The 12,529-nt window shown below is 44.2% G+C and carries 13 protein-coding genes; 9 read left to right on the forward strand and 4 right to left on the reverse strand.

Annotation, left to right across the window (positions count from 1 at the left end):
• Window positions 1-11 precede the first annotated feature (11 nt).
• The 3 genes from ACP26M_RS01110 to ACP26M_RS01120 all read left to right on the forward strand — a co-directional run bounded on the left by ACP26M_RS01110 (window position 12) and on the right by ACP26M_RS01120 (window position 2,808).
• The gene (locus tag ACP26M_RS01110; RefSeq protein ID WP_426585393.1) at window positions 12-863 is read left to right on the forward strand and encodes a fumarylacetoacetate hydrolase family protein; all 852 of its coding nucleotides are present in this window, start codon (window positions 12-14) and stop codon (window positions 861-863) included.
• On the forward strand, window positions 850-1,680 hold the full coding sequence (locus ACP26M_RS01115; protein WP_426585395.1) for an amidohydrolase family protein: 831 nt from the start codon (window positions 850-852) through the stop codon (window positions 1,678-1,680). Before ACP26M_RS01110 ends, ACP26M_RS01115 begins: the two co-directional genes overlap by 14 nt.
• A 921-nt stretch (window positions 1,681-2,601) precedes the next feature.
• Window positions 2,602-2,808 carry a hypothetical protein gene (locus ACP26M_RS01120; RefSeq protein WP_091166886.1) on the forward strand — a complete coding sequence of 69 codons (207 nt, stop codon included), beginning with the start codon at window positions 2,602-2,604 and terminating at the stop codon, window positions 2,806-2,808.
• Between the two features lie 81 nt (window positions 2,809-2,889).
• Here the strand turns inward: ACP26M_RS01120 and ACP26M_RS01125 are convergent, their stop codons facing one another.
• On the reverse strand, window positions 2,890-3,387 hold the full coding sequence (locus tag ACP26M_RS01125) for a DinB family protein (RefSeq protein ID WP_426585396.1): 498 nt from the start codon (window positions 3,385-3,387) through the stop codon (window positions 2,890-2,892).
• Between the two features lie 239 nt (window positions 3,388-3,626).
• On the opposite strand from ACP26M_RS01125, the gene ACP26M_RS01130 reads away from it, so the two are divergent.
• The 6 genes from ACP26M_RS01130 (at window position 3,627) to ACP26M_RS01155 (ending at window position 8,877) form a co-directional block, all read left to right on the forward strand.
• Complete coding sequence (locus tag ACP26M_RS01130; RefSeq protein ID WP_426585397.1) at window positions 3,627-4,106, forward strand: hypothetical protein; 480 nt, start codon at window positions 3,627-3,629, stop codon at window positions 4,104-4,106.
• A 26-nt stretch (window positions 4,107-4,132) separates the two neighbouring features.
• On the forward strand, window positions 4,133-4,930 hold the full coding sequence (locus tag ACP26M_RS01135; RefSeq protein WP_426585398.1) for a HipA family kinase: 798 nt from the start codon (window positions 4,133-4,135) through the stop codon (window positions 4,928-4,930).
• Entirely contained in the window at window positions 4,917-5,291 is a 375-nt protein-coding gene (locus ACP26M_RS01140; protein WP_090528220.1) for a DUF3037 domain-containing protein, read from the forward strand. Before ACP26M_RS01135 ends, ACP26M_RS01140 begins: the two co-directional genes overlap by 14 nt.
• Window positions 5,292-5,473: 182 nt before the next feature.
• The gene (locus tag ACP26M_RS01145) at window positions 5,474-5,968 is read left to right on the forward strand and encodes an SMI1/KNR4 family protein (protein ID WP_426585399.1); all 495 of its coding nucleotides are present in this window, start codon (window positions 5,474-5,476) and stop codon (window positions 5,966-5,968) included.
• 145 nt (window positions 5,969-6,113) lie between these two features.
• Window positions 6,114-6,962, forward strand: coding sequence for a ThuA domain-containing protein (locus ACP26M_RS01150; protein ID WP_426585401.1), 849 nt, complete (start codon window positions 6,114-6,116; stop codon window positions 6,960-6,962).
• Between the two features lie 1,063 nt (window positions 6,963-8,025).
• Window positions 8,026-8,877, forward strand: coding sequence for an alpha/beta hydrolase (locus ACP26M_RS01155; RefSeq protein ID WP_426585403.1), 852 nt, complete (start codon window positions 8,026-8,028; stop codon window positions 8,875-8,877).
• A gap of 60 nt (window positions 8,878-8,937) precedes the next feature.
• Here ACP26M_RS01155 and ACP26M_RS01160 read toward each other — a convergent pair whose 3' ends face one another.
• From ACP26M_RS01160 to ACP26M_RS01170, 3 genes are all read right to left on the reverse strand, one after another.
• Complete coding sequence (locus ACP26M_RS01160) at window positions 8,938-9,717, reverse strand: polysaccharide deacetylase family protein (protein WP_426585405.1); 780 nt, start codon at window positions 9,715-9,717, stop codon at window positions 8,938-8,940.
• A 68-nt stretch (window positions 9,718-9,785) separates the two neighbouring features.
• Window positions 9,786-11,174 (reverse strand): FGGY-family carbohydrate kinase, encoded by a 1,389-nt coding sequence (locus ACP26M_RS01165; RefSeq protein ID WP_426585407.1) that lies wholly within the window; start codon window positions 11,172-11,174, stop codon window positions 9,786-9,788.
• A gap of 4 nt (window positions 11,175-11,178) precedes the next feature.
• Window positions 11,179-12,453, reverse strand: coding sequence for a sugar isomerase (locus ACP26M_RS01170; protein WP_426585409.1), 1,275 nt, complete (start codon window positions 12,451-12,453; stop codon window positions 11,179-11,181).
• Between the last annotated feature and the right edge of the window lie 76 nt (window positions 12,454-12,529).

Consider the following 12,529-nt stretch of genomic DNA (forward strand, 5'->3'; position numbering starts at 1 on the left):
ACAACGACAATATGAAACTTATACGATTTGGCGAGATTGGGAAAGAGAAGCCGGGAATTATACAAAACGATAAAAGATATGATGTATCGGCCTTTGGCGAAGATTACACCGAACAGTTTTTTGAAACTGACGGACTTAGCCGCCTTGCTGATTTTATAAAAGATAACTTACTGCCCGAAGTTGCCGATGATGTACGCTTAGGAAGTCCTATCGTGCGCCCTTCAAAACTGGTTTGTATTGGCCTTAACTATGCCGATCACGCTAAAGAAACCAATGCACCGCTGCCACCCGAGCCGGTGATCTTTATGAAAGCAACCACCGCTATTGTTGGCCCGTTTGATGACATCATGATCCCTAAAAACTCGGTTAAAACCGATTGGGAAGTGGAACTGGCTGTGGTTATCGGCAAAAAAGCATCGTATGTGGAAGAAGCCGAGGCTATGGACTACGTTGTCGGTTATGTACTGCACAACGACGTAAGCGAGCGCGAATTTCAACTGGAGCGCAATGGTACCTGGGATAAAGGTAAAGGCTGTGATACTTTTGCACCGCTTGGTCCGTTTTTAGCTACACCTGATGAAATTGCCGATCCGCATAACCTGCGCCTGTGGCTAAAAGTTAACGGCGAAACCATGCAGGACGGTACTACCTCAAACTTTATATTTAACCTGCCGCACCTGATCTCGTATACCAGCCAGTTCATGACCCTGCTGCCGGGCGACATTATCTCGACAGGTACACCTGCAGGTGTTGGATTAGGGATGAAGCCGCCGATCTACTTAAAAGCAGGCGACGTAGTAGAATTAGGAATAGAAGGCCTTGGCGAATCAAAACAAAACCTGATAGCTTATGCTAAAAATTGATGCACATCAGCATTTCTGGCAATACAACCCGATAAGGGACAGCTGGATCACTGAAGACATGCAGGTAATAGGGCGGGATTTTTATCCCGAAGACCTGTTACCTGTACTGCAAAAACACGGCATGGATGGCAGTGTCGCCGTCCAGGCCGATCAGTCGGAAAAGGAAACGGAATTTCTGTTAGATCTGGCATCCGTAAATCCCTTCATCAAAGGGGTAGTAGGCTGGATAGATTTGAAAGCCGATGACCTGGAAGGCCGCCTGGATCATTTTAAGAAATATGAAAAGCTTAAAGGCTTCCGGCATATCCTGCAGTCGGAGCCCGACGAGCAATACATGCTTGATCCGGCGTTTAAAAAAGGCATCGCCGCTTTGGGTAAACACGGATATACTTATGATATCCTCATTTTCCCTAACCATTTGCCGTATGCCGCGCAATTGGTTGCCGAATTTCCGGATCAAAAGTTTGTGCTCGACCACATGGCCAAACCCTACATCAAAGCCGGAAAAATTGATGGATGGAAGCAGGATATCGAAAAGCTGGCAAGCTATCCCAATGTATCCTGCAAGGTATCGGCCCTGCTTACCGAAGCCGACTGGGACAACACCCCGGCAGCTGATTTTATCCCTTATATTGATATTGTATTCAACGCTTTCGGTATCAACCGGGTAATGTTCGGCTCCGACTGGCCGGTATGTTTGCTGGCCGGAGGCTATGAAAAAACAATGGAGGTAATGAACCTGTATGCCGAAAGACTTTCTGCGTCAGAGAAAGAGTTGTTTTTTGGTGCGAATGCGGCTGCTTTTTACGGCTTGTAGCTGGTCTTACTGTTGATGCAGATGACAGGCGATCCGTGGGGACACGGATCGGGGAGATTAAATTAATTCATTACCCGGCGTTCGTGTCCTCGCCAGAAGTGTTTGGAAGAAAAAAAAGCGAGGATTGTGCGATTCCCTCCCTTGGGAGGGGTTTCATTCACAGACTTATTCGCCCGAAATGAAGTATAAACCCCTCCCTGCCACCACGAAATCCAGCCGCACCCCTCCCAGGGGAGGGAATTAAAAATCTTCCGAACACTTCTGGTGTCCTCACGAACGCTTTTGTAATTTATGTCATTGGATAACCACCACGGCCCTCCCGGGAAAAATCGTAATAATTTGTAAAATACATTTAAAGATGGTGCGCGGGGGGCGTTAGTGATAGGAGCGGATACCGGCCTTGTGGCTAATGCCTGTGCAGTATGAGCGCATAGCACGGGCCGCAGGCAACGCCCATGTTCTGAACCGGGATTTGGGCGGATTATTCGGATTTATTGGATTTCTCTTGAAATATCTCCGGCTATTTAAAATCCTGTCCATTTCAGAGGCTGTTTAAAAACAAATAAAAAGCGCCATAGATATGACATGGTTTGATAAGTCTTAAACCATCAAATTCCGCGTTTTTACGATACTTCGCCACTGTACTAAAATCACTAATCTGTACTGTATATTATTTATTTCAAAACGATAGGCTCTATTATCAATATGATAGCGCAGTGTTTGGTGCATTTAATTATAAATCAATTAAATATCAGCATAAATGTAATATTACGGTAACACAGAGCGTCAGATATAAGTATGGCACACATTTAGCTGTATGTACACATGATGGGTATAAAATAACATTAAAAAGGCGAACCATTTCTCTCCCGATAACGTTATATGGGTACCAATCAGACTTAAATTTTTATGTTAGACGTTATGTACACAACCCTGTTACAAGTTGTAGTCCTGCTTGCGGTTTTCATTTTGCCGATGTTCATATTTGGCAAAAAGATCAGGAACAAAAAAGTAAAGACCGTTAATTACAAGATAGATACCGATACCTCTGAGGCCCGATATGCTATTAATGAAAATGGCTTCCTTGAAGAAATAAATACAGGCAAGCTGTCAAAGCACCGTAGTTGAGTGCAAAAACATACAAAAGCAAAGCACGCTTTTGCCTGCTTTGCTTTTGTATTTAAAACTGATCTTATTACTCCTGTTTTTTCAGAAACCCTGCTCATCCGCGCTTGGCCCGTAGCTGCCCGGTATCGGGATATCCAGCAAACGCAAATAAACTCCCAACTGTGCCCTGTGGTGTACAATCTGGCAATAGGTCATCCTGATCACTTCTGCTTTTGTCCGCTGATTAAGGATCTGTTCTCCGTTACGAAGTGTCCAGATTTTATCAAACGTGCTGATATCAGCTTTTTGCAGGCTCGAATAGCCATCGGCCAATGAGTCTTCAAATAATTTCAGCAAATCGGCAGTGCCGCTTACTTTTTTAGGCTCGTAAGGTACAGTGGCAAAATCCAGTTCGTCGGTATTTAAGGTAATAGTAACCCAGGTAGGTAATTCAGCGATGTGGGTCGAGAGCTGTTCAATGGTCATGCTTTTAGGGTGCGGTTTCCACTGGTATTTATCGTCGGGGATGCGGCTCAGCATTTTTTCGGTAGTTTGAGCTTCCTGCTCCATCTCTTGCAATAACGATTTCAAAGTGTCCATAAGTGTTGTTGTTTGTTTTATGATGTAAAATAACGGAGGGGTAATGACAGCCCTATGTCAGCAGGGACCGGGGAGGGTAATATTATTTTTCTGAACCGTGATTTTTAGGATTGGCAGGATGTTGTTGGTGGATAGGGTTCATTACCCGCTCTGTTAATATACCCTGATGATAGGTACTTGAGATTTTTCCATGAGTGGTTTTGCTGATTAAATATTAACTTCGTAAAACCTTATAACAAATGAAGAGACAAAACCTGTTGTTGCCGGCAATTTTAGCGTTGGCTATCGCATCCTGCAAGAAAGAAAAAAATGATCAGTCCAAAGATATTCCTGTAACAACTCTTATTATTGGCAATTGGAAAGCCACTTCAATAGCCGAAATAGATTATACAGATGGAATACGCACTGGCTATGATACTATTGCAAATTATCCTTTAATACAATTTAAACAATTTAATAAAGATGGCACCGGAACAAGTACGAACAATTTATTTACTTATGAAAAGTTCAACTTCAGTATTTCCGGTAGAACGTTAACGCTTACAAACGATACAGTAACAGATTATAACGACAAAACAAAAAGCAGGCTACCTGATAGGGTATTTAAAATAATAAAAGTGAACTCAGCTACTCTTGGTTTATACTATGAAGTTCCGCCGTATGTAGAGGATGGAAAAAATAAAAGCTTCACACAAAATACTTACTACACCAGGCAGTAATGTAAGTATTGAATAAATTTGCAGCTATGAGTTACACACCACCACAGCTCCGCACCGTTAACGTGATCCGTTACGTAACGCCTTTGCGCGAGGGCGGGTCATTACCGGCCATTGCCGAAGCTGATGACGAATTTTTATATGTACTGAAATTCCGTGGGGCAGGCCAGGGGGTAAAAGCCCTCATTGCCGAACTTATTGGCTGCGAAATAGCACGCCTGTTAGGTTTCAAGGTCCCTGAGCTGGTATTTGCCAATTTAGATGAAGCATTTGGTCGTTCGGAGGCTGATGAAGAGATCCAGGACCTGCTGAAGTTTAGTGTAGGGCTTAACCTGGCGCTGCATTATTTGTCGGGCGCTATTACTTTCGATCCGGCGGTAACTATTGTTGATGGCAAACTGGCTTCGCAAATAGTTTGGTTCGATTGTTTGCTTACCAATGTAGACCGTACCGCCCGTAATACCAATATGCTGATATGGCATAAAGAATTGTGGATGATTGATAACGGCGCCGCGCTGTATTTTCATCACTCATGGAATAACTGGCAGGAAATGGCTACCCGCCCGTTTTTACAGGTGAAAGACCATGTGCTGCTGCCCCGCGCCAACCAGCTTGACATTGTTGATGTCGAATTTAAGGAGATACTAACACCCGAAAAGATCCGTGATATTGTAGCCTTGATCCCCGATGAATGGATCACCTACCGCGATTTTGAAGAAACGCCTGACGAAGTGCGGAATATATATGCCGAGTTTTTGATAACCCGGTTGGCCGCTTCAGAAGTATTTGTTAACGCCGCAAAACAAGCCCTATATGCAGGTATTTGAGTACGCCATAATCCGCGTTGTACCAAGGGTGGAGCGCGAAGAGTTTATCAATATAGGGGTGATCCTGTTTTGTCCCAAACAAAAATTTTTAAAGGTATTGTTCAAGGCTGATGATGCAAGGTTAGCTGCCTTTTGCGGTGACCTGGACCTGGATTGCCTGAAGGAAAATATCAATTCGCTTGAGCGCATCTGCAATGGCGAAAAGGATGCAGGGCCAATAGCGCAGCTTGATCAGCCCTCACGCTTCCGCTGGCTTACGGCTACACGCAGTACGGTGGTACAGGCGTCCAAAGTGCATCCGGGTATGACTGCCGATGCGGAGGCTACGCTGAACAGGTTGTTTGAGCAAATGGTGTTGTGATGATATTTGCCCGTGAGGACACAGGCAAAGGGGAAGAAAAAAGCTCGCGCTCGTTTGTAACGAGTGCGTAGCTGGGTTTGCGTTTATAACGCACAGGCGATACAATCGCCAAACCATATTAAGCACTCGTTGAAAACGAGCGCAAGAAGGGACGAATTCACGCCAGTTTATATTACAATAACATGATTGAAAAGCTTAAGTCAATTGGAGGAGTTGAAAAGAATCTCTTTTGTGCCGATCATAAGCAACAAGTGGAAAGCGCCTTTCTAAGTATAGAGGTAACATTTAATTCGCTTTTGCCGCAGTCTTACAAAGACTTATATATAGATATAGGTGCTTTTTCCTTTTTAGAACTTATTTGCGCGAAATGTATTGACGTAAATCCAATTATGCTAAAGGGAAATAAAATAAGTGTTGGCGATTTTTATTGTATTATCGGAAATAATGGATTATCAATAACTCAAGTTCTTTCAACTTTTCAGGAACAATTACCCGTTGGCCTATTACCAATCTGTGATGGCGAATTAGGAGATATTATATGTATGAGCCTTCGGCAGGCTGACTACGAATACATTTATTATTTCCATCACGAAAGTCCGCCTGGTAATGATTTATTTCTAATTGCAACAGACTTTGTAGCTTTTGTAATGAAATTGGAAATTTATGAAGAAGTTTAGCGTCTCAAAGAGCATTGATTACTTCGTCGATGTTGGTGATAACACCACATCTAATCGCCCCTACATTACCTCTCATCACACCATTTCTCCATCATCATAAAATCAAATCCATTAGTTTTATAAGCACAATTATAAACGCAGGGATATGAACATCAACCGAAATCTGATCAACAGGGCCATGCTGCTTGCTGTCGTTTTCATTATGGCAGTTTTTACAGCCATAAGCACCAACGCCCAAAGCCACAAAAAATTCAAAGTAATAGCCTTTTACACCGGCCGGAGCGATTTGGCGCATATCAGCTTTGTGCACGAGGCCAATCGCTGGTTTCCTAAAATGGCTAAAAAGTACAATTTTACCTACGACAGCACCAACAACTGGGCTAACATGAACCCTGAGTTTTTGGCCAAATACCAGGTAGTAATATTTTTAGATACCCGCACTGATAGCCCCGAGCAGCGTGCAGCTTTTGAACAGTATATGACAAAGGGCGGCGCCTGGATGGGGTTTCATTTTTCGGCCTTCGCGCTTACGCCCTCGGACTTTCCGCAAAACTGGGACTGGTACCATAACGAGTTCCTCGGTTCGGGACAATATGTGAGCAATACCTGGCACCCAACTTCGGCCATTTTAAGAGTTGAGGATGCTAATCATCCGGTAACCAAAGGCCTGCCCATCACTTTTAAAACAAACCCTAACGAATGGTACCGCTGGGAACACGATCTTCGTAAAAATCCGGATATCGATATCCTGCTGGCCGTTGATTCAACAAGTTTTCCCTTAGGCACCGGTCCAAAGCAACACGAGATCTGGCATAGCGGTTACTACCCCGTAGCCTGGACTAATAAAAATTACCGCATGGTTTATTTCAACATCGGTCATAACGATATGGACTATGACAGGGGCACCAACAAAGAGCTTTCTCAAACTTTTGAAAATGCCGATGTTGATAAGCTGATCATCAATTCGCTGCTTTGGTTAGGCAGAGGGAAATAGTGTCACCAGCCCCCTGAAGCAGAAGTTTTATTTTTATGTGGGTTTAGGCGCCCACGCCCAGAACCGTAACCTAAGAAAAAAACTCTTCAAAAGTGGGGGAATGTGCGATTCCCCTCTTGAGAGGGGCGGAGGGGTGTGTTATTCTACGTGCAGTTTATCACTTGTATAACACACCCCTGCTCCCGCTTTTTCCTACTGCACCCCCTCTCAAGAGTAATAGCCCCTGAATTAACATAATTAAAGAATTAACCGCCAAGTCTACTCACCCCGACATCGCTGCGCTTGTCACCCCTCTCTACGCAAGCGTAAAGAGAGGGATTTATCTGTATTTTTTCTTTACCCTCTTTCCGCCAAAGGCAAAGAGAGGGTGGTCCAGCGTAGCGCAGATCGGGTGAGTCAACTGTACGGCATGTCATTTCCCGGCACTGTCTAATCACGGGCTATTACTCTCAAGAGGGGATTTTAAAGCGCTTACGCTAAATTAATCCCTTAGGTAATGGTTATGGCGTCCACGCCTGAACATGGTCATGGATAGAGCGTCCACGCTCCCGGCCACAGGCAGAAAATCCTGCGTATTCCGGCGCAAAAAACGATCCGAAAAACAGAACATAAAAATGGTGTCGCTACATTGTCAGTATGCAAGACAGGTAAAGCCGCCATTTGGTTTTTTCTCAAAAAAATCCTAAAAATCAGCAAAAATTCACTTTTAAATGCCGTCGTTTTTAATCTTTCGAGAAAGGCTCGTTTTGAACTCTTTATAGTTTTAAGTGTTGATTATCAGTATTTTAATAATGTTTCAGGTAAATGATTAAAGTATTGAACGTCAACGTGTTTCATAAAAAAGGTGTCCCGCGTTTTTACATTCAGAATTTGGAACACTCCAGTTTTCCGGAAAAAGAACGCCGGGAGGATTTTTAAATTTTTATGGAGAATCAAAAATTTGGGACATGCGTTTTGTTACAATTGGAATGCAGGACTTCGTCGGGACAATGTAAATAAAATACCTATTGGTATATTTTAAAGGCGCTTTTGCTTATTTTGCCGGCGAAATCCTGCCTCGCTTATGAAAAAGTTAAAAACGGTATTTAACCAGGTAAAATCTCTTAATGGCGCCGAAGCGCCTGGTATGGTTAACTTGCTATGGCAATTGATCTGTTATTCGCCCAAAATGCCGGTCCGCTTGCAACAGCAGCAATTGCTTGACGAAGCCAAAGCATTTACGCTTGAAGTAGACGATCCTCATTTTGCCAAATCTGCTTTAAAGTTCAATGGGTTTACCTGGGGGGAGGGGAAGCGCAAAATACTTATTACCCACGGCTGGGGCTCAAAAGCCGCCGACTTTGCCGAGCTCATTACGGCTTTAAAAAATATTAATGATGTGCAGGTAACCGCTTTTGATGCGCCGGGTAATGGCAGCTCGGAAGGGGAGCTGTCAAACCTCTTGCTCTTTGCTAAAGCTGCGACTACGGTAATCAAAACCTTTGGCGCGCCCGATGTGCTTATCGGTCACTCGTTAGGGGCAATGGCCAATGCCATCGCTATTAAGGAAACAGCTATTAAACCTGGCTTGCTCATCAGCATTGCCCCGCTTATTAATCTGAAAGAGAATTTTATAGCCAGCCTGAACGCGGCCGATGTAGCTCCTGGTTTACAGGATCAATTCTTTACTGATTTTGAGGCATTGTTTGATATGGAGGCTTCGGATTTTACACTTCATAATTTATATCCTGCCGGCTTGGTCCGGAAACATTGGTTAGCCTATGATCCGGAAGATAAAGTTGCACCCTTCGCATTTCTGGAAAACTTCCTTGTCACTCATCCCGAAGTTGAAACCAAAGTATACCAGGGCCCCGGTCATGAACGCATTATTAAAGATGAGCTTGTTATATCAGATCTCGTTAGCCTGATAGCTTAATTTTTATATATAGTAATTTGGCTTTAAGCTTTTAGCCTTCTGCTTTTAGCTTTTATAAAACTATTTAGCGGCCATCACCTCATCCATGGCTTTCATAAAAGTTGTAACTTCAATTTCGTTTCGGTGTGCCTTTAAATATGCTAACAGCTTCCTGTGCGCATCTGCGGGTGTAACCAAATAATCGCCGCCTACGCCATGAAACATGAAGATGCCCATTCCACCGCTTTGTTGTACTTTCTTTACAAAATCTATCAGGGCATCGCCGGTTACCGGGTTGCCTGTTACGCCCCATGAGGGCACTTTTAACGGGTCGAGGTTTTTAAAATCAGTGATCACAGCATCCGGTCCGCCGCCTATACGGGCGTATTTTGCGAGGCCTGCTTTACGCAGGGTATCAACATAGTTCACGCCGCCAACTTCAAGTTCAGTGCAGGGGTAGGCATAAGTGCGACTGCCGGTTTTACCATCAAGGGCAAAAAGCAGGGTGTTCATTTCCTTTATTTCGCGCACCATGATATATGGGGTATAATTGGCCGAATTGTCGGCAGGATTAGTTTTTATGTTTATCAGGCAGGGATGGTACAAAGTATGGTTAGCCAGTTCGTAACCTTTTTCACCTGTCTGGCGCCAGCGGGGTAACGAAGCTTCGGTCATGTTTCCGGTTAAAAAAAAGGTGGCGGTAAGGTGTGCCGAATCCAGCTGCGGAATGGCAATGTTTAGCTGCGAAGTTAGCCCGTCATCATATGTAAGCACAATGATGGCTTTTTTGCGTTTGGTTTGCTGCGCGTTGGCAACAAATAAAAAGTTGAGCAATAACAGAAACAGCGCTAATTTTTTCATGACGAGGGCTTTGGATTAATTGGCCTAAAATAAAAAAATCCGGTTGATAACCGGATCTCTTCATAGTTTTAACATACCTCGCTCTGCACCCCCGAATAATATTTTAGCTCGATCAGGTCATGCGGCAGTGTTTTGGTATTCCAGGCATGATGAATAGCCAATGCCGTACCTACGGCAGTTGCCTGCGCCATCGACGCGGCGTAAACTTCCAAATGAGGGAAGGCCAGCGCCAGTAGGTGCATGAAAACACTGTTTTTACTAAAGCCGCCATCTACAAAAATGCGCTTTACCGTACAGCCGTTTAAAACATAATTGGTTGAGATGGTTTGCTGGGTAACAATATCAATCATGAGTTGGTGATAAGCTTCAATATCATCAGCAAAACTGTTTATGTCGCGCTGCTCAAATGCCGATTTCTGTAACTGGCCGTCATTTTCATTTGCCTGTAATGACGGCTGATTATTTAACCGGGCCGCGATGGCCGGATCATAATTTATGGTACGGTACCTGATCTCGTCCTGGTTAAAGTGGGTGGCTATTCTTTTTACCTGCTGCTCATATTCATAACCCGTAAACAAGCGTGAGGCTTTTACCGGGCTGCCTTTATATTGCAGGTAATTAAGACAATCATGCTTCAGTTCATCAGCCGTAAGTGGTGTTTGGTTAAAAGGGTTAAGACTGATTGACCAGGTACCCGTAGAGATCAGCACAAAGGGCATATTAAAGCTCACGAGGTAAGGGATCAGCGCTGCTGAACTATCGTGCAACCCAATACCAACCTTATAAGTGCTGCCCGGAAACTCGGCCGGAAGCACGCTGTCTGCAGGATGCAGAGGCGCCATTTTGGGCAGGATCCCTTCATTATTAAGCCAGTTGTGATAGGTGTTCTTAGCAAAATCCCAAAGGGCAGTGTGGCAGCCGATACTGGTTAAGTCGCTCACCATTTGCCCGCTGATAAGATAGCTCATGTATTGCGGCAAATGCAGGGCATACTTCACCCGCTTAAATACTTCGGGTTGCTCATATTTAAGCCTGTACAACTGTAACCCAGAGTTAAGATTGCCCAGAACGGGCGAGGCGGTCTCTAAAGCAAACCTGGCTTCATCGCCATAGTTTTCATAAAACTGCCTGCCCAGTTCAGGCGGATATGGTTTGAGGTAATTATACAGTGGGGTAAGCGGTTTGCCATGTTCATCAACATACACAAAGCTGGCTCCATACGTTGAAAAATTGACCGCTTTAAGATCAAACTCCTTATGCTTAAAAATTTCGCGCAATGAGTCAAACACCGATAGCCTGAGGCTGTCGAGGTTTTCACATGCATCGCCATCTTCGTCGTGAGTTTCCAGGAAGCGGGCTGTGCGTTCAAAAACTATCCTGTAGTTCTCATCGAACAGGAACAGCTTCTTATTGGTTTTACCCACATCAAAAACGGCTATAACAGGTATCGGCTCCATAGGCTTACAATCCGGTTGATACTGCTTTTGCTCCTCGTTCGTTTATCAGTTGCTGCCTGATAGTTTGCTGCCTGTAAACTGCCAGCGGGTTTAGCGCACCGCCTGCCCTTAAACGTGCTTCGGCCAGTAATGAACGGACGTCGGTGCGGTAAGCCTGCTGCAATATTTCCTGGGCAAGTACTACATCATTATCCTGTTGTGCCTGTACCAATGCTGGAGTATCTACTAACAATGCCTGTGCATAGGCTATCTTAATGGCTTCTACTGATTGTAACAGGTCTTCAATCGGGTCTTTTACATTGTGTGAAGCATCGATCATCCAGCCAATGGATGTAGCGTGTGCCATGCCGCGGGCATCCATACCTTCAACCAGTTCGTTAAAGATGAGGAACAACTGGTATGGGTTGATGCTGCCAACGGTAAGGTCATCATCACCATATTTTGAATCGTTAAAGTGGAAACCGGCCAGCTTGCCTTCCATCAGCAGTAATGAAACTATCTGCTCAATGTTTACCCCCTGTAAGTGGTGACCAAGATCAACTAATGTTTGTGCTTTTTGTCCCAGTTTTGATGATAACAGGTATGATTGCCCCCAATCGCCAATAGTGGTTGAATAGAAGTTAGGCTCATAAGGTTTGTACTCTACCCAAACTTTCCAGTCATCAGGCAAGGCCTCATAAATTTCCTGTAAGCTTTCTAAAGTGCGTTCAAACGCGCCGCGCATGTTTAACTGCCCGGGGAAGTTTGATCCGTCCGATAGCCAAACAGACAATGCTTTGGAATCAAGCTCAACGCCGTATTTGATCACCTCAATATTGTGAGCAACAGCTTGTTTACGTACCGCTTTATCTACATGGTGCAATGAGCCGTATTTGTAGCTCAATTCCTGGTTGGGCTGATCCTGGAAGGTATTAGAGTTAACCGCGTCAAAATGCAAACCCAATTGTGCTGCATGGGCTTTGATAGCTGAGGCATTGGATGGGATATCCCAGGGAATGTGCAGCGAAATCGAGTTACTGCTACGGTTAAGTGCGTGGATCAAACCCACGTCTTCAATTTTTTCTTCCAGGCTGCGGGGTTCACCACCGCCCGAAAACCTGCCGAAACGGGTACCGCCGGTACCTAAAGCCCAGCTTGGTATAGCAATATTAAAATCAGTTAATTTTTGCAGGATGGTATCCAGATTTTTCACATCACCGGCAACAAAATCGAATTTGCGTTGATGATCATTCAGCTGTTGATGATTGGCTTCATCAATTTTATATTTTTCTAACTGCATAATTGGTATTGGTTATAAAGCAAGTTCAAGTTTGACGCTTGAACTTGCAAAATTTATAAATATGTCATTGCGAGGA

Source organism: Mucilaginibacter sp. R-33 (assembly GCF_049949235.1).
Taxonomy (GTDB): domain Bacteria; phylum Bacteroidota; class Bacteroidia; order Sphingobacteriales; family Sphingobacteriaceae; genus Mucilaginibacter.

Excerpts from the sequence above, each read along its gene's own strand:
- ACP26M_RS01130 (WP_426585397.1), top strand. The coding sequence starts at position 3,627 with ATGAAGAGACAAAACCTGTTGTTGCCGGCAATTTTAGCGTTGGCTATC.
- ACP26M_RS01165 (WP_426585407.1), bottom strand. The coding sequence starts at position 11,174 with ATGGAGCCGATACCTGTTATAGCCGTTTTTGATGTGGGTAAAACCAAT.
- ACP26M_RS01135 (WP_426585398.1), top strand. The coding sequence starts at position 4,133 with ATGAGTTACACACCACCACAGCTCCGCACCGTTAACGTGATCCGTTAC.
- ACP26M_RS01115 (WP_426585395.1), top strand. The coding sequence starts at position 850 with ATGCTAAAAATTGATGCACATCAGCATTTCTGGCAATACAACCCGATA.
- ACP26M_RS01170 (WP_426585409.1), bottom strand. The coding sequence starts at position 12,453 with ATGCAGTTAGAAAAATATAAAATTGATGAAGCCAATCATCAACAGCTG.
- ACP26M_RS01125 (WP_426585396.1), bottom strand. The coding sequence starts at position 3,387 with ATGGACACTTTGAAATCGTTATTGCAAGAGATGGAGCAGGAAGCTCAA.
- ACP26M_RS01110 (WP_426585393.1), top strand. The coding sequence starts at position 12 with ATGAAACTTATACGATTTGGCGAGATTGGGAAAGAGAAGCCGGGAATT.
- ACP26M_RS01120 (WP_091166886.1), top strand. The coding sequence starts at position 2,602 with ATGTACACAACCCTGTTACAAGTTGTAGTCCTGCTTGCGGTTTTCATT.
- ACP26M_RS01150 (WP_426585401.1), top strand. The coding sequence starts at position 6,114 with ATGAACATCAACCGAAATCTGATCAACAGGGCCATGCTGCTTGCTGTC.
- ACP26M_RS01155 (WP_426585403.1), top strand. The coding sequence starts at position 8,026 with ATGAAAAAGTTAAAAACGGTATTTAACCAGGTAAAATCTCTTAATGGC.
- ACP26M_RS01160 (WP_426585405.1), bottom strand. The coding sequence starts at position 9,717 with ATGAAAAAATTAGCGCTGTTTCTGTTATTGCTCAACTTTTTATTTGTT.
- ACP26M_RS01140 (WP_090528220.1), top strand. The coding sequence starts at position 4,917 with ATGCAGGTATTTGAGTACGCCATAATCCGCGTTGTACCAAGGGTGGAG.
- ACP26M_RS01145 (WP_426585399.1), top strand. The coding sequence starts at position 5,474 with ATGATTGAAAAGCTTAAGTCAATTGGAGGAGTTGAAAAGAATCTCTTT.